Annotated in this window: 19 protein-coding genes and 1 pseudogene; 5 read left to right on the forward strand and 15 right to left on the reverse strand. The window is 59.6% G+C overall.

Annotated elements, in window-relative coordinates:
* Nucleotides 1-179: 179 nt before the first annotated feature.
* The 5 genes from ATI02_RS15245 to ATI02_RS15270 form a co-directional block, all read right to left on the reverse strand.
* Complete coding sequence (locus ATI02_RS15245) at nucleotides 180-1,571, reverse strand: M16 family metallopeptidase (RefSeq protein ID WP_100846697.1); 1,392 nt, start codon at nucleotides 1,569-1,571, stop codon at nucleotides 180-182.
* A 162-nt stretch (nucleotides 1,572-1,733) separates the two neighbouring features.
* Nucleotides 1,734-3,392, reverse strand: coding sequence for a Na/Pi cotransporter family protein (locus tag ATI02_RS15250; RefSeq protein ID WP_100846698.1), 1,659 nt, complete (start codon nucleotides 3,390-3,392; stop codon nucleotides 1,734-1,736).
* 327 nt (nucleotides 3,393-3,719) lie between these two features.
* On the reverse strand, nucleotides 3,720-4,484 hold the full coding sequence (locus ATI02_RS15260; protein ID WP_095191088.1) for a TerC family protein: 765 nt from the start codon (nucleotides 4,482-4,484) through the stop codon (nucleotides 3,720-3,722).
* 85 nt (nucleotides 4,485-4,569) lie between these two features.
* Nucleotides 4,570-5,877 carry a CitMHS family transporter gene (locus ATI02_RS15265; protein WP_095191089.1) on the reverse strand — a complete coding sequence of 436 codons (1,308 nt, stop codon included), beginning with the start codon at nucleotides 5,875-5,877 and terminating at the stop codon, nucleotides 4,570-4,572.
* A gap of 402 nt (nucleotides 5,878-6,279) precedes the next feature.
* Complete coding sequence (locus tag ATI02_RS15270; RefSeq protein WP_100846700.1) at nucleotides 6,280-6,606, reverse strand: DOPA 4,5-dioxygenase family protein; 327 nt, start codon at nucleotides 6,604-6,606, stop codon at nucleotides 6,280-6,282.
* An 83-nt stretch (nucleotides 6,607-6,689) separates the two neighbouring features.
* Between ATI02_RS15270 and ATI02_RS15275 the strand changes: the two genes are divergently transcribed.
* Nucleotides 6,690-7,355 carry an NAD(P)-dependent oxidoreductase gene (locus ATI02_RS15275; protein WP_095191091.1) on the forward strand — a complete coding sequence of 222 codons (666 nt, stop codon included), beginning with the start codon at nucleotides 6,690-6,692 and terminating at the stop codon, nucleotides 7,353-7,355.
* Nucleotides 7,356-7,435: 80 nt separating this feature from the next.
* Here ATI02_RS15275 and ATI02_RS15280 read toward each other — a convergent pair whose 3' ends face one another.
* A complete protein-coding gene (locus ATI02_RS15280) occupies nucleotides 7,436-8,386 on the reverse strand; it encodes a choline sulfate utilization transcriptional regulator (RefSeq protein ID WP_100846701.1) in 951 nt (316 codons plus the stop codon).
* A gap of 114 nt (nucleotides 8,387-8,500) precedes the next feature.
* On the opposite strand from ATI02_RS15280, the gene betC reads away from it, so the two are divergent.
* From betC to ATI02_RS15295, 3 genes are all read left to right on the forward strand, one after another.
* Nucleotides 8,501-10,015, forward strand: a complete 1,515-nt coding sequence (gene betC / locus ATI02_RS15285; protein ID WP_100846702.1) for a choline-sulfatase — start codon at nucleotides 8,501-8,503, stop codon at nucleotides 10,013-10,015.
* Between the two features lie 16 nt (nucleotides 10,016-10,031).
* Nucleotides 10,032-10,952, forward strand: coding sequence for a choline ABC transporter substrate-binding protein (gene choX / locus ATI02_RS15290; RefSeq protein WP_095191094.1), 921 nt, complete (start codon nucleotides 10,032-10,034; stop codon nucleotides 10,950-10,952).
* A gap of 186 nt (nucleotides 10,953-11,138) precedes the next feature.
* Nucleotides 11,139-12,707: a SulP family inorganic anion transporter gene (locus ATI02_RS15295; protein ID WP_100846703.1), complete on the forward strand. Its 1,569-nt coding sequence runs from the start codon at nucleotides 11,139-11,141 to the stop codon at nucleotides 12,705-12,707.
* 116 nt (nucleotides 12,708-12,823) lie between these two features.
* Here the strand turns inward: ATI02_RS15295 and aroE are convergent, their stop codons facing one another.
* Nucleotides 12,824-13,645, reverse strand: a complete 822-nt coding sequence (gene aroE, locus ATI02_RS15300) for a shikimate dehydrogenase (RefSeq protein WP_100846704.1) — start codon at nucleotides 13,643-13,645, stop codon at nucleotides 12,824-12,826.
* Nucleotides 13,646-13,654: 9 nt separating this feature from the next.
* Complete coding sequence (hemF, locus tag ATI02_RS15305; protein ID WP_095191097.1) at nucleotides 13,655-14,569, reverse strand: oxygen-dependent coproporphyrinogen oxidase; 915 nt, start codon at nucleotides 14,567-14,569, stop codon at nucleotides 13,655-13,657.
* A gap of 163 nt (nucleotides 14,570-14,732) precedes the next feature.
* Between hemF and ATI02_RS15310 the strand changes: the two genes are divergently transcribed.
* Nucleotides 14,733-15,710, forward strand: a complete 978-nt coding sequence (locus ATI02_RS15310) for an NADPH:quinone reductase (protein ID WP_100846705.1) — start codon at nucleotides 14,733-14,735, stop codon at nucleotides 15,708-15,710.
* Nucleotides 15,711-15,741: 31 nt separating this feature from the next.
* On the opposite strand, the gene ATI02_RS32695 is transcribed toward ATI02_RS15310, so the two are convergent.
* From ATI02_RS32695 to tsaC, 7 genes and pseudogenes are all read right to left on the reverse strand, one after another.
* Nucleotides 15,742-16,104, reverse strand: coding sequence for a hypothetical protein (locus tag ATI02_RS32695; RefSeq protein ID WP_244196550.1), 363 nt, complete (start codon nucleotides 16,102-16,104; stop codon nucleotides 15,742-15,744).
* Nucleotides 16,105-16,274: 170 nt separating this feature from the next.
* Nucleotides 16,275-17,135 (reverse strand): annotated as a pseudogene (locus tag ATI02_RS32700) (AMP-binding protein); the annotation flags it as partial.
* On the reverse strand, nucleotides 17,041-18,309 hold the full coding sequence (locus ATI02_RS15320; RefSeq protein ID WP_100846706.1) for an aminotransferase class I/II-fold pyridoxal phosphate-dependent enzyme: 1,269 nt from the start codon (nucleotides 18,307-18,309) through the stop codon (nucleotides 17,041-17,043). The gene ATI02_RS15320 and the pseudogene ATI02_RS32700, both read right to left, overlap by 95 nt.
* Complete coding sequence (locus tag ATI02_RS15325; RefSeq protein ID WP_100846707.1) at nucleotides 18,306-19,400, reverse strand: DUF3419 family protein; 1,095 nt, start codon at nucleotides 19,398-19,400, stop codon at nucleotides 18,306-18,308. The genes ATI02_RS15320 and ATI02_RS15325 overlap by 4 nt, the downstream gene beginning before the upstream one ends.
* A gap of 42 nt (nucleotides 19,401-19,442) precedes the next feature.
* Entirely contained in the window at nucleotides 19,443-20,177 is a 735-nt protein-coding gene (locus ATI02_RS15330; RefSeq protein WP_100846708.1) for an iron-containing redox enzyme family protein, read from the reverse strand.
* Nucleotides 20,155-20,823: a hypothetical protein gene (locus ATI02_RS15335; protein WP_095191103.1), complete on the reverse strand. Its 669-nt coding sequence runs from the start codon at nucleotides 20,821-20,823 to the stop codon at nucleotides 20,155-20,157. The genes ATI02_RS15330 and ATI02_RS15335 overlap by 23 nt, the downstream gene beginning before the upstream one ends.
* 273 nt (nucleotides 20,824-21,096) lie before the next feature.
* Entirely contained in the window at nucleotides 21,097-21,654 is a 558-nt protein-coding gene (gene tsaC / locus ATI02_RS15340; RefSeq protein ID WP_095191104.1) for an L-threonylcarbamoyladenylate synthase type 1 TsaC, read from the reverse strand.
* Between the last annotated feature and the right edge of the window lie 16 nt (nucleotides 21,655-21,670).

The following is a 21,670-nucleotide window of genomic DNA, read 5'->3' on the forward strand; positions in this document are numbered from 1 at the left end:
ACAACAGTCGTAGGAAAAAACCTCGACAGAGTACCGCCGGCGGGGCGGTGTGGCGAGGCTGCCGGTCAGTAAATTCACCACTCACCTGTGGGAGCGAGCCTGCTCGCGAAGGCGGTGGGTCAGCCGACATTGTTGCCGACTGGCAATCCGTCTTCGCGAGCAGGCTCGCTCCCACAGGTTCAGTGTTCGGCTGGCCGGCGGCGGTGGTGCACACGCCAGCCGATCAGGATGAACAACACCAGACCCAACCCACCCGCACTCAGCCACAACACCTGATCATCACTGATCAACGGCTTCTCGATCCGCAGATACCCCGGTTGCAGCAACAACTCACGCATGGCCTTGTTCGCGGCTTCCAGCGTCACGCCGTGCAGCTCGCGGGCGGGGTTGGCGAAGCGGCCGTCCTCGTAGTCGCCCAGCGCGCTCCAGTAGTAATCGGCCAACGCGCTGTTGCCTTGCACCGCCCACGCCTGATGGGCGATGGCGGCTTGTTTGATGCGGGCAAAGGTGTCCGGGTCGAGGCCGTTTTTCAGCAGGTCGGCCTTGAGGGTTTCCAGTACCTGCTGCGCTTCGGCGACATCATCGCGGTCCAGATCGGCGTTCAGGCTCATGAAACCGACGCCACCAAACACTTCGCGCTCGGCCCACGGGCCATAGGACAGACCGTGGTTCAGGCGAATCTGCCGGTACAGCGCCCAGTCGAGGTAGTCCTTGAGGATGTCGAAGGTCTGGTCGTACTGATCGTCCAGCACCGGCTCCGGCACCAGCCAGTGCAGCTTGGCGCTGTCGCCGATAAAACCACGGGTGAGGGTGCGTTCGTGGGCGGCGCTGGTGCGGATGTCCGGCAGTGGCCGATGTTCGCTGGGTTCGACCGCTTCGAGCGTGCCCCAGGTGCGTTCCAGATAAGCCGGCAGCAGTTTGTCGAGTTCGCCGACGACAATCAGGCTCATGTTGTTCGGCGCATACCAGGCCTTTCGCACCTTCTCCAGTTGCTCCTGGGTCAGGTGATCGACCTCCGCGCGTTGCGGGCATTTCAGGCCCAGCTCCACCGCCAGTTGGTTGCTCGCGGTGTGGCCCAGATCCTGACGGTCGAGAAAGCGCTGCAGCTTGGTGTAATGGCCGCCGTCCTCGCGCTCGACCACGCGTTTGGCGGCGTTGATCGCGTTGTCGTCGATGCGCGTCTGAGTCAGCAGCGCGAGCAGCAGGTCGAGCACCTTGCGCTGGTTTTTCGCCGGGGCTTCGATGACGAACGTGGTGTCGGCGTTGCTGGTGAAGGCGTTCCACTCGCCGCCGAGCGCTTGCATGCGTTCTTCGAGGCCGCCTTCGCCCGTGGCGTCGATGCCACTGAACAGCAGGTGTTCGAGCAGGTGCGGCAGCTCCTTTTCGTCGCAGTCAAAATCGTCGAGACCAACGCCCACCACCAGCCGGATCGCCACATGCCCGCGTTCAGTGCCGGGCTTGAGCAGCAACTGCAAACCGTTGGGCAGCGCATAGCCTTCGACCTGAAAACGATCCAGGGCGAAGGAGGGGAATGAACCGAGCAACAGACAGGCGAACAACAGGCAACGCATAACAGGCTTCCATACGGCTGATTTGGAGATCCGTGTCGCTATTCAGGCCGCCCTTCGCGAGCAGGCTCGCTCCCACATTTGACGCATTTCCCTGTGGGAGCGAGCCTGCTCGCGAATCTTGAGGCTGAATCAAAGTTACTGACTGACCTAAGCCCCAGACGTTCAAGGCGAATGCGTAATGTCGCTCATATCATCCGCCGCCAGCGCTCCGGTATCTGCCGTTTCCAGCACCACATACGCGCTGCCGCAAAACAGCGAATTGAGCCGTCTCATGTCGGCAATCAACTCCAGGTGCAGCGAACTGGTTTCAATACTCTGCACGATCTTGCGTTGCAAACGGCTGACATGCGCATGAGCCAAACGCCGTTCCTGCGCGCGAAAGCGCCGTTTCTCGCGCAGCAACTGCCGAGCGCTTTCGCGGTCGCTGCTGAGAAATACCGAAAGGCCCAACCGCAGGTTGGCGATAAGTTGCTGATGCAGGACGGCCAAATCCTCCAGCCCCTCCTCGGAAAACGAACGACGCTGGGAAGTCTTCTGCTGCTGAATCTTGCGCAGCATGCGCTCGATCAGGTCGCTGGCCAGTTTCAGGTTGATCGCCAGTTCGATGATCTCCGCCCAGCGTCGACTGTCGTGCTCGCCGAGGTCCTCGCGGGGCATCTGCGCCAGGTACAGCTTGATCGCGCTGTACAGCGACTCGATGTCATCGGTCAGCCGACGGATTTCCTGGGTGACGGCGGTTTGCTTGCCGCGCAGCACGTCTAGAGTGGCGTCGAGCATGTTGTCGAGCAGATCGCCCATGCGCAGGGTTTCCCGAGCGGCATTGGCCAGGGCCAGGCTCGGCGTAACCAGCGCGGTCGCATCGAGATGACGGGGTTTGGCCGTGCCGTTGACCTCCGGCCGCTCCGGCAGCAGCCAGGCGCACAGCCGTGCCATCGGCCCGACACTCGGCAGCAGGATCAGGCAGCGCGCGGTGTTGTAGAGCAGATGGAAGCCGATGACCATTTCCTGCGGGCTGAAATCGAGGCTGTCGATCCAGTGCACCAGCGGATCAAGCACCGGAATGATCAGCAGTAGGCCGATCAGTTTGTACAGCAGGCTGCCCAGTGCCACCTGCCGGCCCGCCGCGTTCTGCATGCTGGTGCTCATGAACGCGAGAATGCCGCTGCCGATATTGGCACCGATCACCAGACCGATCGCCACCGGCAGACTGATCACCGCAGCACCGGCCAGCGTCGCGGTGAGCAGCACGGCAGCGAGGCTGGAGTAGGAAATCATTGCGAACAGCGCGCCGACCAGGGCATCGAGGAGGATGTCGCCGGTGAGCGAAGCAAAAATCACCTTCACGCCTTGGGCGTGGGTGATCGGCGCAGCGGCCTCGACGATCAGTTGCAGCGCAAGAATGATCAGCCCCAGACCGATGCTGACCCGGCCCATCTGCCCGAGCCGCGTCTGTTTGCGCGACAGAAAGAAAATCACCCCGAGGAAAATCAGCAGCGGCGACAACCACGAGAGATCAAACGTCAGCACCCGCGCCATCAGCGCCGTACCGACGTCAGCGCCCAGCATGGTCGCCAATGCCGGCGTCAGCGCCATCAGGCCTTGGCCGACGAAGGAGGTAACGAGCATGGCGGTGGCGTTGCTGCTTTGCACCATCGCCGTGACGACGATGCCGGCGACAAACGCGAGCCAGCGTTTGGACATGTTCTGGCCAATCACATGGCGCAGATTGGTGCCGTACACCCGCAGGATGCCGGTTCGGACGATGTGCGTACCCCAGATCAGCAGGGCGACGGCAGAAAGCAGATTGAGCAGGGTGAGCATGCAGACCCCCTGTATTAGCAGCGCCCCAGAGGAGCAAGTTGACGGTGCCGCGCGGTTTCTACGTTGTGATACTTAAGCTGTAGTTGGCTAACGGTCTGGGCGCCAGCATTGCACAGCTAAAGTGCTGATTGAAACAAAAGTGTCATGAAAATGGGTTCATGCGTCCACTTGAATCCAACATGTTTCCCGAATGTTGCCCAAAACAAATGTGGGAGCGAGCCTGCTCGCGAAAGCGGTGGATCAGCCAACATTGTTGTCGACTGACACTCCGTTTTCGCGAGCAGGCTCGCTCCCACAGGGGGTATTGCGTGCGCCTGGACTACCGGGTTATTGGCCCGGAATATCCTTGCGCAGTTTCACCGGATCCTGCTTTTTCTTCTTGGCCATCGCGCCGCGCAGTTTGATGTTGATCGCTTCAACCGCCAGCGAGAACGCCATGGCGAAGTAGACGTAGCCTTTTGGCACATGCACGTCGAACGACTCGGCGATCAGTACGGTACCCACCACCAGCAGGAACGACAGCGCCAGCATTTTCAGCGACGGGTGCTTGTCGATGAATTCGCTGATCGTGCCCGCCGCGAGCATCATCACCAGCACCGCAACGATGATCGCTGCAACCATGACCGGTACGTGCGAGACCATGCCGACAGCGGTGATCACCGAGTCCAGCGAGAACACGATGTCGATGATCGCGATCTGGATGATGGTGTAGAGGAAGTTGCCGCCCTTGCCGCCAGGCGTTTCTTCGCTTTCGTCTTCGCCTTCCAGCGCGTGGTACATCTCTTGCGAGCTCTTCCACAGCAGGAACAGACCACCGAAGAACAGGATCAGGTCGCGGCCGGAGATGCCTTGGCCGAAGACCACGAACAAGTCCGCGGTGAGGCGCATGACCCAGGTGATCGACAGCAGCAACAGGATCCGCGTGACCATGGCCAGCGCCAGACCGAAGATCCGGGTGCGCTGCTGCATGTGTTTAGGCATGCGGCTGACCAGGATCGAAATCATGATGATGTTATCGATGCCCAGAACGATTTCCAGAGCGGTCAGGGTAAAGAAGGCAACCCAGATCTCAGGGTTGGTCAGCCATTCCATGTGTATTCCTTTGAGCGATTGTTAAACCGAAAAAGGTCCGGGCTTCAAACAGCGAAGCCAGGACCCGCAACGGTGAGTCTTGGGCTTATAGAGTACTGAACACCGGGAAAGTCCCCAACAGCAGCGCAGCAATCAGAATGCAGATACAAACCAGGATCGCCCATTTCAGGGTGAAACGCTGGTGGTCACCAAAATCAATACCGGCCAGAGCCACCAACAGATAGGTCGATGGCACCAACGGGCTCAGCAAGTGGACGGGTTGCCCGACGATCGAGGCACGAGCCATTTCCACCGCGGTGATCCCGTAGTGGCTGGCAGCCTCGGCCAACACCGGCAACACGCCATAGTAGAACGCATCATTGGACATGAAGAAGGTGAACGGCATGCTCACCAGCGCCGTGATCACGGCCAGGTACGGGCCAAGGAAATCAGGGATCACCGCCAACAGGCTCTTCGACATCGCATCGACCATGCCGGTGCCCGACAGGATACCGGTGAAGATACCCGCCGCAAAGATCAGCCCGACCACTGCCAGCACACTACCGGCGTGAGCCGCGACGCGATCCTTCTGCATTTGCAGGCAAGGATAGTTGACGATCATTGCAATACTGAACGCCACCATGAACAACACCGGCAGCGGCAGCAGGCCGGCGATCAAGGTGCACATGAGACCGAAGGTCAGCGCGCCGTTGAACCAGATCAATTTCGGACGACGGGCATCCGGGAACTGCGACACGCTGATTTCGCTGTGATCGATATCGTCGCCCACCAGGTGCAACTCACCCAGACGCGCACGTTCACGCTTGCCGTAGAAGTAGGCAATGATCAGGATCGCCACCACACCGGCGGCCATGGCCGGAATCATCGGTACAAAGATGTCCGAAGGGTCGACGTGCAGCGCACTGGCGGCACGGGCGGTCGGGCCGCCCCACGGGGTCATGTTCATCACGCCACCGGCGAGGATGATCAGACCGGCCATGATGCGCGGGCTCATGCCGATACGGCTGTACAGCGGCAGCATGGCGGCCACGCAGATCATGTAAGTGGTCGCGCCGTCACCATCGAGGGAAACGACGAGCGCCAGTACGGCGGTACCGACCGAAACTTTCAGCGGGTCGCCCTTGACCAGTTTGAGGATCTTGCGCACGGCCGGGTCGAACAGGCCGGAGTCGATCATCAGTGCGAAATACAAAATGGCGAACATCAGCATCACGCCGGTCGGCGCAAGCTTGGTGATGCCTTCGAGCATCATCGGGCCGATCTTCGGCGCAAAACCACCGAACAGGGCGAACAGGATCGGGATGATGATCAGAGCGATCAGCGCGGACAGGCGCTTGGTCATGATCAGGAACATGAACGTGATGACCATGGCGAAGCCAAGGAAAGTCAGCATGGGAATACTCCAGGCGTAGCGCGGCTAGTGGAATGAGCAGATCGTGGGGATCAGCGCAGAACGGGAAGCACGAGACGTACGGGTGGAGTGACAGCGCGGAGGCGGGCTACAGAGGACATCAGAATCACCATTGTTGTTGTTAATTGGGCCGCGCGGGCGAGCTATCACGCGCATTGGCCAACCGGTCTGTTGCCGGAAGTGAGGCGATCCTAATGGGGCAACCTTTCAGCCAGCTTTCGCTGATGAAAGCTTTGAATGAACGGTCAACCGGCCGTCGGAAGCGGCTGGAGTCAATGAAAACGGGGAGCGGAACGAAAAATCAGGCGAAGACGCTGTGATCGCAGACACATACGCTTTCAGTTCGGCGCGGCACCGTCCATGGTCACGAATATCAGCTACTGATCAAAAAACAGCCAGATTCAGCGGCCGCATGGCGCCCATCCAGATCGCATGCTCGGTGTGGTCGAGCAAGTCATCGCCAGTGTCCGGATGCAGAAACACCACCAGGCCCTGGCGATTGAGCGCCAGCCACGGCAGCACGTCGCCAATCAGCTCCGGGCCGAAGGCCAACTGGCAGCTCCAGTCCGGGTGTGGGCCGACCGGGCGTTCGTGGACGCGGCCCATTTTCACTGGGAACAACTGCGCGGCCCGCTCGCACAAGTCCCGCGCCTGATCAATCGTGCTGGCGTCGAAATAGACGTGGGCGTGGTAGCCCTTGATCGCTTGCATCTGAAAGCCTCAAAAATCGGTTCGAACCCTCGGCGTTGCGCGTATGTCACACGCCTTACAAGGGAAAACAAAAGGGATCAGCCATGAAAAATGCCGAAACCCCGGTGGTAAAAGTGGTGCTCTATGGTGCCATGAGTAGCCTGGGCGGCGCGTTGATGGCTGAGTTGCTGCGCCGACAGCACGAAGTCATCGCCATTCTCGACGACCTCACGGCGCTCGCGCCACGTCCGGGTTTGCGCACCAAAAGCGGTGATCTGTTTGATATCGAACGGGTCAATCAAAGCGTAGCGGGGAGTTCGGCGGTGATCTGCCTGTTGGATGCGCCGGGTTTGCCGTTCAGCAGTGATCACGTGGAAAAGTCCGTTGTACTGGGGCCGGTCGAACAGGTACTGGCCGTAGACGCACTGGTCGATGGCCTGCAACTGGCCAATGTTTCGCGGCTGTTTCTGGTGGGTGATTTTGCCGTGCTCGACGAGCCGGAACAGGAAGATCGCCTGCAACGCCACGCCGCCGAAGAGATTCGCGAAGCCCTGCAAAGCAGCCCGCTGCACTGGACGCTGATCAATGCACCCCATGGTGTAGCCGGATTGACGATCGAGCATTTCAGCCAGGTCGGCGGCAATCTGGAACCGGGTCTGGCCGAACCGCTTGAACGCCTGAATCGTGTGGCGGTGGGGATTGCCGATGAGCTGCGGCTGAATCTGCATGTGGGCCAGCATGTGAATTTTGTCGCGGCCACAGGCTCGTAAAAGATCACAGCCTTCGGCAGTTCCTACAGGGGACCGCATTTCAACTGTAGGAGCTGCCGCTGGCTGCGATCTTTTGATCTTCAAAGCGCAATCGACGGCAGCTCCAACCCGGTCAGCGACTCAGCACTACTGGCCTGCTCCGCCATCAACCATTCGACGAACCGTTGAATCAACGCACCGCGCCGTTTGCGCTGCGGCAGTACCACGTAATAACCCAGCCGCGACAGGGTGGTTTCGGCAATCGGCCGGCACAACAAACCCTGGGTCAGCAAGTTATCCACAAGGTGACGCCAGCCGATGGCCACACCTTGGCCGCCAATCGCCGCCTGGATCAACAGCGTGTAATTGTCGAAGCGAAGCTGCCCCGGCGCCGGCGGGGTGCTGATGCCCAGCTCACGGAACAGACCGCTCCAGTCAAACCAGTTACTGCTGTTCTCACCGCGCAGGTGCAACAGGGGAAACTCCAGCAAGGCCTGAGCCGGCAAGGGCAGGGGACGGTGCTGCAACAGTTGCGGGCTGCACACCGGGAACACTTCCTCGCTGAACAACCAGTGACTTTCACCCTGCTTGAAACGCCCATCGCCAAACAGGATCGCCACATCAATGTCGGTGCGCAGCATGTTGTGGTTGCGCTCGCTGGTGACCAGGCTGACGTCGACCTGCGGATTGGCTTCGTGGAATCGATGCAGACGCGGCATCAACCAATAGGCGGCGAAGGCAAAATCGGTCGCGACTTGCAGCACCTCGTGCTGCTGTTGTGCGCTGATCGCGCTCAATCCTGCGTCGATATTTTGCAAACCGAGCTGAACCTGCTCGAAAAGGATCGTACCGACCTCGGTCAGTTCGATCCCGCGATAGATACGGTCAAACAACCGCGTGCCGAGCTGATCTTCCAGCCGTTTGATCTGCTGGCTGATCGCCGGTTGCGTGGTGCCAAGCTCTACCGCAGCGCCGGTGAAACTGCGATGCCGGGCCGCCGCCTCAAATGCACGCAGCAGGTCGAGCGACAGATCACCAAGGGCTTCATACATAAGCTGTGCTTATCCTAGTCATTGCCCGGCGCGGGCTTTACCGGGTAGAGCATGGACTCCATGCTCAACCGCAGCAATGTCGCATAAATATTCACTATGGAATGCCGCGATCACATGAAGCGCAAGAATATTCTTTTCATCATGGCCGATCAGATGGCCGCGCCAATGTTGCCGATCTACGGCCCCTCGCCGATCAAACTGCCGAATCTTTCACGCCTCGCCGCCCAAGGCGTGGTGTTCGATGCCGCTTACTGCAACAGCCCGTTATGCGCACCGTCGCGCTTCACCCTGGTCAGCGGCCAGTTGCCGAGCAAGATCGGCGCCTACGACAACGCCGCCGATTTCCCTGCCGATGTTCCGACCTACGCCCACTATCTGCGCCGCCTCGGCTATCGCACGGCGCTGTCGGGCAAGATGCATTTCTGCGGCCCGGACCAGTTGCACGGCTACGAAGAGCGCCTGACCAGCGACATTTATCCGGCCGACTATGGCTGGGCGGTGAACTGGGATGAGCCGGATGTGCGGCCGACCTGGTATCACAACATGTCCTCGGTGCTGCAAGCCGGGCCATGCGTGCGCACCAACCAACTCGACTTCGACGAAGAGGTGGTGTTCAAGGCGCAACAATACTTGTTCGACCACATCCGCGAGGACGGCGACCAGCCGTTCTGCCTGACCGTGTCGATGACTCACCCGCACGACCCGTACACGATTCCCAAGGCGTTCTGGGATTTGTACGACGATGGCGAAATCCCGTTGCCGACAACGCCGGATCAACACGAACTCGATCCGCACTCGCAGCGCCTGCTGAAGGTTTACGATCTATGGGACAAGCCACTGCCTGTGGATAAGATTCGCGATGCGCGTCGCGCCTACTTTGGTGCTTGCAGCTATATCGATGCCAACGTCGGCAAAATTCTGCAAACCCTCGAAGAAACCGGGCTGATCGACGACACCATCATTGTGTTCTCCGGCGACCATGGCGACATGCTCGGCGAGAAAGGCCTCTGGTACAAAATGCACTGGTACGAGATGGCGGCTCGCGTGCCCCTGTTGATAAGTGCTCCTGGCCAGTTCAATGCAGGCCGCGTGAGCGCCGCCGTATCGACCGCCGACCTGTTGCCGACCTTCGTTGAACTGGCCGGCGGCACGCTGGAGCCGGGGCTGCCGCTGGACGGTCGGTCACTGGTGTCGCATCTGCAAAGGCAGGGCGGGCACGACGAAGTGTTCGGCGAGTACATGGCCGAAGGCACGATCAGTCCGCTGATGATGATCCGTCGTGGCGCGTACAAATTTATCTACAGTGAAAGCGACCCTTGCCTACTCTTTGACGTAACCAACGACCCGCGCGAACAGGAAGAACTCAGCCAATCACCGCAACATCGCCAGCTTTTCGACGATTTTCTCGCCGAAGCACGGGCCAAGTGGGACATTCCAGCGATCCACCGGGAAGTGCTCGCCAGCCAGCGCCGCCGTCGTTTTGTCGCCGATGCGCTGACCATCGGCAAGCTGAAGAGCTGGGATCACCAGCCGCTGGTGGACGCCAGTCAGCAGTACATGCGCAACCACATCGATCTCGACGATCTGGAGCGCAAGGCCCGTTATCCACAACCCTGCCAAAACCAATAATGTGAAGGGGAAGTCCATGCGCAAGTTATCCACAGTAGTGACGGTCAGCCTGCTGGCTCTGGGCAGCGCCTCGGCATTTGCCGAACAAAGCTGCGAAACGGTGAAGATGGCCGACCCCGGCTGGAGCGACATCGCCGCGACCAACGCCATTACCGGGTTTCTGCTGGACGGCATGGGCTACAAGGCCAAAATCGACACCCTCGCGGTGCCGATCACCTTTGGCGGGCTGAAGGATGGCCAGGTGGACGTGTTCCTCGGCAACTGGATGCCGGCGCAGCAGGGCTTCTACGACAAGTTCGTCGCCACCGGTGACGTCACGCAACTGGCGAAGAACCTCGACGGCACCGAGTTCACCCTGGCTGTGCCCGACTACGTGTGGGATGCGGGTGTGCATAACTTTGCCGACCTGAACAAATACGCCGATAAATTCGACAAGAAAATCTACGGCATCGGCTCGGGTGCGCCGGCCAACATCTCGCTGCAAGAGATCATCAAGAAGAACGACTTCGACCTCGGCCAGTGGAAGCTGATCGAGTCCAGCGAACAGGCGATGCTTGCCGAAGTCTCGCGGGCAGTGAAGAAGCAGAAATTCGTCACCTTCCTTGGCTGGACCCCGCACCCGATGAACGTGCAGTTGAAAATGCATTACCTCAAGGGTGGCGAGAAGTACTTTGGCGATACCGGCAGCGTGTTCACTCTGACGCGCAAGGGTTACGCCGAGGCGTGTCCGAACGTGGGTAAATTGCTGACCAATCTTTCGTTCACTCAGGAGATGGAGAACAGCATCATGGCCGAAGTGGTGAACAAGAAGGTCACGAATGCCGAGGCGGCGAAGGCCTGGATCAAGGCGAATCCGGCGGTGTTGGACAAGTGGCTGGAGGGCGTCAAAACCGTGGATGGCAAGGATGCGTTGGCTGCGGTGAAGGCGAAGCTTTAATTTAGCGCGCACAGATCGTTCCCACGACGAGGCGTCGAACCGTCCGCCTGGGAATGCCTCAACGGACGCTCCGCGTTCGGCTTTGAATGGGACGCGGAGCGTCCCGAGCTGCATTCCCACGCAGAGCGTGGGAACGATCGGCGTAAGGGCTGATACCCTTGTTTAAAATTTCAACTGCGAGGACCCATGGCCTTCCCCAGTCGCCGCTCACTGCTTCCCTTCCTCACCTGGCTCCCTCGGCAAACCCGCGCCAGCGTCGGACGGGATCTGATCGTCGGCCTCAGCGGGGCGATTCTCGCGTTACCGCAGTCGATTGCCTACGCGCTGATCGCCGGTCTCCCACCTGAATACGGTCTCTATGCCGCTATCATCCCGGTATTGATCGCCTGCCTGTGGGGCTCGTCGTGGCATCTGATCTGCGGCCCTACCGCCGCCATCTCGATCGTCCTCTACGCCAGCGTGAGTCCGCTGGCCGTCCCGGCATCACAGGACTACATCACCCTGATCCTGCTGCTGACCTTCCTTGCCGGGATTTTCCAGTGGTTATTGGGTTTGCTGCGCTTCGGTGCGCTGGTGAATTTCGTCTCGCATTCGGTGGTGCTCGGTTTCACTTTGGGTGCGGCGGTGGTGATTGCCATCGGCCAGTTGCCCAATTTGTTGGGCCTGGATTTGCCGGCCAAAGCCACAGCGTTGGACAGTCTTATGGATCTGTTGCAGCACCTTGGGGCTGTGGATAAACCCTCCGTGCTGCTCGGCATCGCCACGGTGGTGGTTGGTGTGGTGCTGAAACAGTTGCTGCCACGCTGGCCGACCCTGTTGATAACGCTCGTGCTGGCCAGTCTGATCGTGTGGATGTGGCCGGCGATGTTCGGCCATGTGCATCTGGTCAGCGCGTTTGTCGGGCGCTTGCCGCCGTTCAGCGGTTTGCCGCTGGATCTGGACTTGATCCTGCGCCTGCTGCCCAGCGCAGTGGCGGTGGGCATGCTCGGGCTGGTCACCAGCCTGTCGATTGCCCGCTCGATTGCCGCGCGCTCGCAGCAGTTGCTCGATGCCAATCAGGAAGTCCGCGCGCAGGGCTTGTCGAATATGCTCGGGGCATTTTTTTCCGGATCCTTGTCGGCCGGTTCGTTTACTCGTTCGGGCCTGAGTTACGAGGCAGGCGCGTGTTCACCGCTGGCCGGGGTGTTTTCGGCGATCTGGGTCGCGCTCTTCGCGATTTTTGGTGCCGGGCTGATCGCGCACATTCCGATTCCGGCGATGGCTGGCAGCATTCTGTTGATTGCCTGGGGGTTGGTGGATCATCGCGGCATTCGCGCGTTGCTGCGGGTCAGCCGCGCCGAGTTCGTGGTCATGGCGCTGACCTGCCTGGCCACGCTATTACTGGAGTTGCAGACCGCGATCTACGCTGGCGTACTGGCGTCGCTGTTCTTCTACCTCAAGCGCACATCGCAACCGCGTGTGCAGCATTGGCGCGATGGCGAAGACGATGTGCTGCGGGTCGGTGGCTCGATCTTTTTCGGCGCCAGCCATTACCTGCAAGTGCGCCTGCAACGGATGCACGGCGCACGGGTAGTGATCGAGGCGCAACAGATCAACTTCATCGACTATTCGGGAGTCGAGATGCTGCATCAGGAAGCGCGGCGCTTGTTGCGCCAGGATCGCAGCCTGACTTTGCGTGGGGCGCGCCCGCAGGTGGTCGAGGAATTGAGAAAGCTGGAAGGGCCGGAGAAGTGTCCGATCCGGTTTGAGGACTGATTGGCGATCAAGGTAATCCTTGTGGGAGCGAGCCTGCTCGCGAAGACTGCGGCACATCCAGCATTGATGTGTCAGACAGACCGCTTTCGCGAGCAGGCTCGCTCCCACATGGCTATTTATTGGGCCAACTGGCGGCGTAGTTCGGCGAGCACAGGCGCGGTGTCCGGGCGTACCCCACGCCACAAAAAGAACGCTTCAGCCGCCTGCTCTGCCAACATCCCCAAACCGTCCATCGACACCGCCGCGCCATGCTCGCTGGCCCAGCGACAGAACGCCGTCGGCTCCTTGCCGTACATCATGTCGTAGCACAGGGTTCTGCCCGGCTCGATCAGGCTCGGCGCAATCGGCGGCACATCGCCGGTGAGGCTGGCGGAGGTGGCATTGATGATTACGTCCACCGGCTCCTGTAACCAGTCGAAACCACTGGCCAACACCGGCCCCAGATCGCAGAACAACTCGGCCAGCAATTCGGCCTTGTCCACCGTGCGATTGGCGATGATCACCGACGCCGGTTTTTCCGCCAGCAACGGCTCCAGTGCCCCGCGCACCGCGCCACCGGCACCAAGCAGCAGAATGCGTTTACCGGTCAGGCTGAATCCGGCATTCACGGTCAGATCGCGCACCAGACCGGCGCCATCGGTGTTGTCGCCGAGCAGCGAGCCGTCAGCCAGTTTGCTCAAGGTATTCACCGCGCCAGCGCGTTGTGCCCGGGCTGTCAGGCTGTTGGCCAGACGATAGGCGTCTTCTTTGAACGGTACGGTGACATTGGCGCCGCGACCTTCCTGGAAAAACGCCGTGGCGCAGCCGAAAAAGTCCTCGAGGGGCGCCAGCAACGTGCTGTAGTCGAGGCTCTGCCCGGTCTGTTCGGCGAACAGCTTGTGAATCATCGGCGACTTGCTGTGGCCGATCGGGTTACCGAAAACGACGTAACGATCCATCAGAAGTCCTCAGGCCTGGGCCAGCCAGTCGCGGTCTTGCAGGAAGTATTCGGTCAGACGCGCTTCTTCGCTGCCGGGCTCGGCCTTCCAGTCATAGCCCCAGCGCACTTGCGGCGGCAGCGACATGAGGATCGACTCGGTACGCCCACCCGATTGCAGACCAAACAGCGTGCCACGGTCGTAAACCAGGTTGAACTCGACGTAGCGGCCACGGCGGAATTCCTGGAACTCACGTTGCTGCGCAGTGAACGCGTCGTTCTTGCGTCGCTGCACGATGGGCAGGTAAGCATCGATGTAGGCATCACCGATGGCGCGCATGAAGGCGAAACTGGTGTCGAAATCCCACTCGTTCAGGTCATCGAAGAACAGACCGCCGATGCCGCGCGGTTCGTGACGATGCTTGATGTGGAAGTAGCTGTCGCACCATGCCTTGTAGCGCGAATAGACGTCCGGGCCGAACGGCGCGCAGGCCTGTTCGGCGACGCGGTGCCAATGGATGCAGTCTTCTTCGTTGCCGTAATAAGGCGTCAGGTCGAAGCCGCCGCCGAACCACCAGACTGGCTCTTCACCTTCTTTTTCGGCAATGAAAAAGCGCACGTTGGCGTGGGAGGTCGGCACATGCGGGTTGTGCGGGTGAATCACCAGCGACACGCCGAGCGCTTCAAAGCCGCGACCTGCCAGTTCCGGGCGGTGGGCGCTGGCCGACGGCGGCAGACCGCTGCCGAAGACGTGGGAAAAGTTGACGCCGCCCTTTTCGATCAGCGTGCCGTTTTCGATCACACGCGTGCGACCGCCACCCCCAGCAGGCCGGGCCCAGGCGTCTTCGACGAAGCGCGTGCCGCCGTCCTCGTTTTCGAGTGCGGCGCAGATACGGTCTTGCAGGTCGAGCAGATAGGCCTTTACGGCGTCGGTGCGGGTCGTCATGGCTTCACCTTGAATCGGGGCATAACTACGCGGCGCCCCGCAGGCGGGGGACGGCGCAAATGGGCGCGTAGCATACCACCGCAGACCCGCGCGCCGCAGTTGACGAAGATCAAGCATGGGAGTTGGATAGGGGGCTCACAAAAGACCCAAGGAGAGCAGGCAGATGGCAAAGCGTATCCAGTTCCGCGCCCACGGCGGTCCCGAAGTGCTCGAATATGTTGACTACTCACCGGCGGCACCCGGCCCCAATCAGGTACGGGTCGCCAACAAGGCGATCGGCCTGAATTTCATCGACACCTACTACCGCAGCGGCCTCTATGCACCGCCTGCTTTGCCATCTGGTCTGGGCGCGGAAGGCGCGGGCATCGTCGACGCGGTGGGCAGCGAAGTCACCCGGTTCAAGGTGGGTGATCGCGTCGCTTACGGCAGCGGCCCGCTGGGCGCCTACAGTCAATTGCACGTCTTGCCTGAAGCCAATCTGGTGCATCTGCCGGACGCCATCAGCTTCGAGACGGCTGCCGGGGTGATGCTCAAGGGCCTGACCGTGCAGTATCTGCTGCGCCAGACCTATGAACTCAAGGGCGGCGAAACCATTCTGTTCCACGCCGCTGCCGGGGGCGTCGGTTCGCTGGCCTGCCAATGGGCCAAGGCATTGGGTGTGAACCTGATCGGCACCGTCAGTTCGAAAGAAAAGGCCGAACTGGCCAAGGCCAACGGCGCTTGGGCGACCATCGATTACAGCCACGAAAATGTTGCTGAACGCGTGCTCGAACTGACCGACGGCAAGAAAGTCCCGGTGGTCTACGACGGCGTTGGCAAGGACACCTGGCTGACTTCGCTGGACAGCGTGTCGCCGCGTGGTCTGATGGTCAGCTTCGGCAATGCGTCCGGTGCAGTGGACGGGGTCAATCTGGGTATTCTCGCCGCCAAGGGCTCGCTGTACGTGACCCGGCCGACCCTGGCGACCTACGCCAACAACGCCGAAAACCTTCAGCGAATGGCCGATGAGCTGTTCGAGATGATCATCAGCGGCAAGCTCAAGGTAGACATCAGCCAGCGTTATCCGCTGGCCGATGCGGCGAAGGCACAGACCGAGCTTTCGGCTCGGCGGACTACCGGCTCCACCATCCTGCAGCCCTGACAACAAGCGTCCCCGGTGAATCTTCATCGCGTCATAGGGGGGCGCCCAACTCGAAAAAAAACGGCGTCTTGCCGGCCAGGGTTGTTTCAAACTCATGCCGTTCAAGGCGCTGCACCTGCAAACCCAGGACTCCGGGCAACCTGAGCAATGCGCAGGCCTGCTTATCTCTTTGCAGTTCCCGCTCGATGGCGCTTTCTGCGCCGGCAGGCAACTTGTCCCGGGCGATGACCACAAGCAGGCGGGCACCGCCAGCCTGTCTCTCAATCTGCATCTGCAGATCGACAGCATGCAGATCGGGCAACGCTTGCCTGAGTACGCCGAGAACCTGCCGCTGAGTAATGATCGCGCCGCCCAGCTTGATCGAAGTCTCGACTCGTCCTTCCAGTTCGAGCACGGGGAACGGGCTGCCACAAGCGCAATTCGACCCTTGCCGCAGGATCCGCCCCCCCGATCACCAATCCGATAACGTAACAGCGGCACATGATCGGGTAGCAGGGGCGTCAACAGAAACTCGCCAGCCTCACCTTCGGCCACGGCTTGCAGGGTCAGCGGATCAACCACTTCAAGCAGCATTGCGTCGGCATGCAGATGATAGAAACCGTGCTCAAGGTGTTGGCACTGATAGCCAATGGGACCGGTCTCCGTCGAGCTGTAACCCAGCGACCGAATCTTGATGGCCGGCCAGTCCCTGGCCAATTGCTCACGCAGCTGTTTACTGCAGGGTTCCCCGATGTAGTAGAGCCATCTCAGACTGGCCAACTGCTCGACGTCGATGTCTTGATGGTTAAACAGCGCCGCGGCAAATGACGGCGTGCAGATCAGCGCATCGACGGTTTGTGCATGAATCAGCTCGGCAATCCTCACAAGCCCCATCAGTGAACCGGCAGGCAACAAGCGGGCGCCAATACGCTCGACGAGCGCTGCCGCGTATTGAAAGGCCCCCTGCATTTCGCCGGCGGTCAGGCAATTGATGACAACTGCAGGACGCTCATCTGCGGTGCCAAACACCCGCGCGCCGAGCGACACGATACGGGCGTTGAACGCCCAGGAGTGGGTAATGTGTTTGCGCTGCCCGGTGCTACCTCCCGACGTCAGGGTCAGCCCACCGCCAGGCGCACAGTGGGAGGCCTGGGCCATTGCGCAAAACAACACACCGCCCAGATCGTCCTCTACCGCCTGCATCGGCAGTCGATGTAAATCTTGTGGACTCTGTACGTGGAGGATTTGCGGGCAAAGTGCGCGAAACCAGGGCAAAGAACGCGCATAAGCCAGTTGCCGGGCAAGGGCTTCACTCACTGTCAGGGGATCCCAGTCTGCAACCGCGCGGATTTCATCGTTCATCGCCATGTCCTCCCTGACGAATGCCCAACTCATCGAAGCCGCCACTGATGGCACTGGCCAGTCGTTGTAGCTGGTCCTGGCCATGATTCGCGCTGATGGCCAGACGCAAAATCGCCTCACCTTTAGCCACCACCGGAAACAGTGCGGTGGTCACCGCGAAAGCCTCTCGACGCAGGTGCAGCGCCAGACGGATCGCATCTCGTTCGCCCCCGACGCGGACGAAACGAATAGGCGAGGCGACTTCATGATTGCCTAGCACCGGTCCGAGCAGACCGTCGATCAGCGCCAAATTTCCCCACAGGGCCGCCTGCAATTGCCCAAGCTCCGGCGAAAGGTGGATAGCCCCCGAGGCGACCGCCGCGCCAACACCGCCCATCGACAGAGGCCCGCCGAAGGTATAGGTCGACGCATGGCGTCGTATCAGTTCTGCATCAGCGGCCGAAAGCACGGTGATCGCTCCTCCGGTTGCCCCGAACGCCTTGGACAGCGATGACAGGAGGATCAGGCGATGCCGCAGTCGATCATCGGCCGCCGTCAGGGCGTAACCGCCCCCGGCCACGCCATGGATCGAGGTGCCATGGGCGTCATCCGCATACAAATATCCTTCGAAGCGTTCTGCCAGTTGCAGCAAGCGGTTGACCGGATACAGACCGCGCATTGAACCGATGCTGTCGGTGAGGATGATCGGCGTATTGCCAGCCGCTGCGGCTGTCGAACACAACTGCTCGACTTGTTGCACATCGCTGCAATCACACCTTTGTACAGTGCCGAATTGCCACAGAATACCTTGCAGCACTTGCATCGAGGCATGGGCAGCCCGATCAACGATCCAGCAGGGACCACGACGCAAGGGGTAGGACGGCAGCTCACCGGATCCCAACAGCGGCAGACATCCCAGATGCGCGCTGCCCACCGAGTTGAAGGTGACGGTATGCCCCTGAAATATCTGGCTCAATTGCTCATCCAATGCACGCATCGGCGGCAGAAGTGCCCGGGTACGCGCTGCGGCGAATTGCACACCGAAGCACTCCACTGCATCCACCGCCCCCTGAATCAGGCGCGGGTCGCACTCCAGCCCGAGATATGAGCATGAGAGAAACTCGGTCAGTCGCTCGCCGTTGCTCAACTCGATGTCCTTGCCCTCGCGCCGCACCAGCTCCAGGCCATTGAGCCCGGCATCGAACAACTGCTGCTGATCGTCGCGCGCCTGGCGGACACGATTTTTCAACCAATTGACAGTCGGTTGCTGAGTGTTCATCGAGATACCTGCGAAGTTGTCGTCCGGCGATAGACCTGTACACGCCAGAGCTGGGTTTTTTCGCGTGCGATAGCGGCCTGGTGATCGCCGCTGACATCGCAGAAGCCTGCACAATCGGGCTGGATAACATGCAAATGTCCGCGTATGACCGTCAAAGCGTTCTCCGCCATGGACGGACGCAGTCGCTGCAAGACAGCGGCACCCGCGACGTCGGGCAAAAAGGAAGGCACGTCCGAGAGCGAGACGAAATCGACGTTTCTGTGCATGGCCACGCAGTCGAGAATGTCTGCCTGCACTACCCGCATCTCGCACTGTTGTTGTGCCTCACAGGCACGCTTGAAAATCTTCGGATCGCACTCCAGCGGGAAGCCCTGGGGATAGCGCAACTCACCGAAAAACAGCATTTGCAGGAAGAAACTCTTGCGCACGATTTGCGTAGTGAACAAGGCATGGAAAATCTGTAGATACGCATCCCTGGTACTGATACCGAGGTTGTTGGCTGGAAAAGCACCTTTGTAGAGCAGCGAATTGAGCACAGCTGCATTGCCAAGCAACGCAATCACCGCCCTCCAGCGTTTGCGGGGAAAGCGGGTTCGGTAATAATCCGTTTGCTCGCCGAGGTGGCTGTACTGAAAAATTGCTCGACCGGCCTGGCCGGTAAACAGTCCATTGATTTTCGCCAACCGCTGCAGCGTCCGTTCAAAAGCCCCCATGTAAATCGGTGCTTGCCAGCGCCGCGCCTGAAACAGGTCTGCCAACCAGCGGCGATCTTCCCGCGGCAGATCCAGGTGTTGAAAGATGGCTTGCCGTCGTGTCGTCAACGTCCCCGTCCGATACCCCATAAAGTCCATGAACGACTCGTGATCGGTCTGTTTCAGCAGGGCAAAGCGCAACCGCGTAAACGCCAGTTGCGGCGCACTGATATCGGCGCAGGTCATTCTTGCCGGTTTACGGGCCAGCAGTGGCAAAAGCCTTCCACCACTCCCTGCGACCCCCACAACATGCCCGGCACGCTTGGGCAGGATCGCGTATTCAAGCGCCGCGTCTTCATCTCCCAGCGCGTAATTCAAACGCTCGAAATAGTCAGCCATGCCTGCCTCCGTCCACCAAACCTGAAAATCGACGTGATGGCTTCATGATTTATCCAGGGCGTGAAGGAAGTCGTAGCGGGGCGCGAGGCCGTTTTGCCAAGACTCATACTGTTCGTAAACGGCCTCAAGCATGTCGCCGGTCAGGCGCAAGCTGGTTTCCATCACCGTGTTAATGGCCTCCCAGTCGGCTTGACACTTACATGTGCGGCGCAGAATGAGCTTGATTTCATTGAAGTGTTCTATATCGATATCCGAGTGAGCGATAAAGAACGTCAGCTGGGCGGTGCTTAGTGCAAGTATTTCGCTTAGTTTACTGATGAGTGGCGTGATGAACTGGTAGGCGTTTTCTGCCCAGTAACTGTATCCAAGCCGTTGCAGCGGATTACCAGTAAAGGATATCCAGTACAAATAAGCGATCAGTACTTCGGTTTCCGGTAACGCTGGAGGAATATCAAACAGCTCATTTTTCAAGCCAAGACTCATGACATCGTGCAAGGCCATTTTTTCATGCCCTACTTCTTGCGCCGCATGTTCAAAACAGAATTTTGCATAGACCGGATTATCGGCATGGCGCACACCCACCAATCCCTGATTGCGTGCATTGTGCGCGGTGTAGTGAAAGGTTTCGATCATGTAGATTGCATACAGCGCTTTGGAAACAGTCCCTTCGCGTATGGCTTTTACCAAGCGCGAGTTATCGAGAATATCGGACCAGGTCTTTTCGATGCGTTGATCAAGCAGGCTCAATTGTTGTTCAAAACTGACGGGCGCATTCATCGTGGTTCTCCAGTGGGTTGGCGGTGGCATGAACGGGTTGCTGAACAGCGGCGAGGATTTGCCCCCATTCAGCCGACAGCAACCAGTAGTCGCCGCGTGCACGTTGGTCGAGATGAAGAGCGTCGGCGCTGATCGGTGTCAGGCCAAAACGCTGAAACAGGCGCCGCTGTGGCGATCTGCAGAGGGCAGTGACGCCTCGATAACCGCGCTGGATCGCCCACTCGGTGGCAGCTGCCAGGAGTCCGTTGACCCAAACGGGTTGCTGGTTTTGCGAATGCGTGATCAGCCGGCTGAACTCGACATGGCGCGACAGCGCCACGGTAGGCGACAAATGCCGTTGCGCCAGCGATGCCCATTCAAAGGGCGATGGGGTCACCCTTAATACCGCCACCAGTTGATCGCATTGATAGAGCAGAAAGTGGGTACTGCGCGCGGGGATTGCCAGTTTGGTTTCCAGCAACCGGGCTCTGGACGTCAGCATGTAATGTTGCAGTCGAAGGCGAAATTGCCGCCCCATGAATCGATCAGGTTCTCGTGTGTCGGATCCCGCTTCAAGAATAACAATACGACAATTGTCATGATGACTGTTTACTGTCGCCTGAAGCACCTGCAGATAATCCGTGAGTTGTAAATCCGTAGTGTCCATTCCTTCTCCGCAGACGTTAACTTATCAAAGTTTTCTGAACGCATTGAAAGGATGGATGCTTTTAGAAATACCGCCACTGCGCTACTTCTGATAATGACGTGGGAAAAGTTACAGACCTTTATCAATGGGTAACTTATCTGACACACGAAATAGGCAAAACTTAAACAAACCGTTGTAAGTTTAGAGTTCTATGGAGGATAAATCGCAGACAGAAGTAGTACTCCTCACCAATAAGGCTGAGGAGTACTCGATAGAGTGTTTTCGGGAAATACGTCAGTCGGGACGAATGACCTTACCGGAAGCCAGATCTCGAATGACGCTGGGGTTCTTGCGCCCGCCCAGTTGCCCGCCCAGTACCAGGTCGATTTGTCCCCGGAAGTACTGCTCGACGCGCAACCGCGTGCGCGCCGCCGGCCGGCCTTGCGGGTTGGCCGATGTCGAAATCAACGGCCCTACCATCGAGCATAAGTCCCGCACCTGCGGATGATCGCTGACGCGTAGCGCCACCGTGTCATGCACCCCGGTGACCCATTCCGGCAGCAGATTCTGGTGTGGCACCAGCCAGGTGTTCGGCCCCGGCCAAGTGCTGGCCATGCGGTCGATCCAGTCTTGCGGGAAGTCTTCGAACAGGAAGTCGAACTGGCGAATGTTGTCGGCGACCAAAATCAGGCCCTTGTCGACCGAGCGATTCTTGATCGCCAGCAGCCGATCCACCGCTTCTTCGTTCCACGGGTCGCAACCCAGCCCCCAGACGGCTTCGGTTGGATAGGCAATGACCGCCCCAGCGCGAATCTCTCGTGCGGCTTGTTGCACACGCCAACTGTTAACCATGAAAAAATCTCCGCAA

Source organism: Pseudomonas baetica (assembly GCF_002813455.1).
In the GTDB taxonomy this organism is placed as follows: Bacteria; Pseudomonadota; Gammaproteobacteria; order Pseudomonadales; family Pseudomonadaceae; genus Aquipseudomonas; species Aquipseudomonas baetica.

What these genes read in the sequence shown, in the direction of transcription:
- ATI02_RS15245 (WP_100846697.1), bottom strand. Translation starts at nt 1,571, where the DNA reads ATGCGTTGCCTGTTGTTCGCCTGTCTGTTGCTCGGTTCATTCCCCTCC.
- ATI02_RS15250 (WP_100846698.1), bottom strand. Translation starts at nt 3,392, where the DNA reads ATGCTCACCCTGCTCAATCTGCTTTCTGCCGTCGCCCTGCTGATCTGG.
- ATI02_RS15260 (WP_095191088.1), bottom strand. Translation starts at nt 4,484, where the DNA reads ATGGAATGGCTGACCAACCCTGAGATCTGGGTTGCCTTCTTTACCCTG.
- ATI02_RS15265 (WP_095191089.1), bottom strand. Translation starts at nt 5,877, where the DNA reads ATGCTGACTTTCCTTGGCTTCGCCATGGTCATCACGTTCATGTTCCTG.
- ATI02_RS15270 (WP_100846700.1), bottom strand. Translation starts at nt 6,606, where the DNA reads ATGCAAGCGATCAAGGGCTACCACGCCCACGTCTATTTCGACGCCAGC.
- ATI02_RS15275 (WP_095191091.1), top strand. Translation starts at nt 6,690, where the DNA reads ATGAAAAATGCCGAAACCCCGGTGGTAAAAGTGGTGCTCTATGGTGCC.
- ATI02_RS15280 (WP_100846701.1), bottom strand. Translation starts at nt 8,386, where the DNA reads ATGTATGAAGCCCTTGGTGATCTGTCGCTCGACCTGCTGCGTGCATTT.
- betC (WP_100846702.1), top strand. Translation starts at nt 8,501, where the DNA reads ATGAAGCGCAAGAATATTCTTTTCATCATGGCCGATCAGATGGCCGCG.
- choX (WP_095191094.1), top strand. Translation starts at nt 10,032, where the DNA reads ATGCGCAAGTTATCCACAGTAGTGACGGTCAGCCTGCTGGCTCTGGGC.
- ATI02_RS15295 (WP_100846703.1), top strand. Translation starts at nt 11,139, where the DNA reads ATGGCCTTCCCCAGTCGCCGCTCACTGCTTCCCTTCCTCACCTGGCTC.
- aroE (WP_100846704.1), bottom strand. Translation starts at nt 13,645, where the DNA reads ATGGATCGTTACGTCGTTTTCGGTAACCCGATCGGCCACAGCAAGTCG.
- hemF (WP_095191097.1), bottom strand. Translation starts at nt 14,569, where the DNA reads ATGACGACCCGCACCGACGCCGTAAAGGCCTATCTGCTCGACCTGCAA.
- ATI02_RS15310 (WP_100846705.1), top strand. Translation starts at nt 14,733, where the DNA reads ATGGCAAAGCGTATCCAGTTCCGCGCCCACGGCGGTCCCGAAGTGCTC.
- ATI02_RS15320 (WP_100846706.1), bottom strand. Translation starts at nt 18,309, where the DNA reads ATGAACACTCAGCAACCGACTGTCAATTGGTTGAAAAATCGTGTCCGC.
- ATI02_RS15325 (WP_100846707.1), bottom strand. Translation starts at nt 19,400, where the DNA reads ATGGCTGACTATTTCGAGCGTTTGAATTACGCGCTGGGAGATGAAGAC.
- ATI02_RS15330 (WP_100846708.1), bottom strand. Translation starts at nt 20,177, where the DNA reads ATGAATGCGCCCGTCAGTTTTGAACAACAATTGAGCCTGCTTGATCAA.
- ATI02_RS15335 (WP_095191103.1), bottom strand. Translation starts at nt 20,823, where the DNA reads ATGGACACTACGGATTTACAACTCACGGATTATCTGCAGGTGCTTCAG.
- tsaC (WP_095191104.1), bottom strand. Translation starts at nt 21,654, where the DNA reads ATGGTTAACAGTTGGCGTGTGCAACAAGCCGCACGAGAGATTCGCGCT.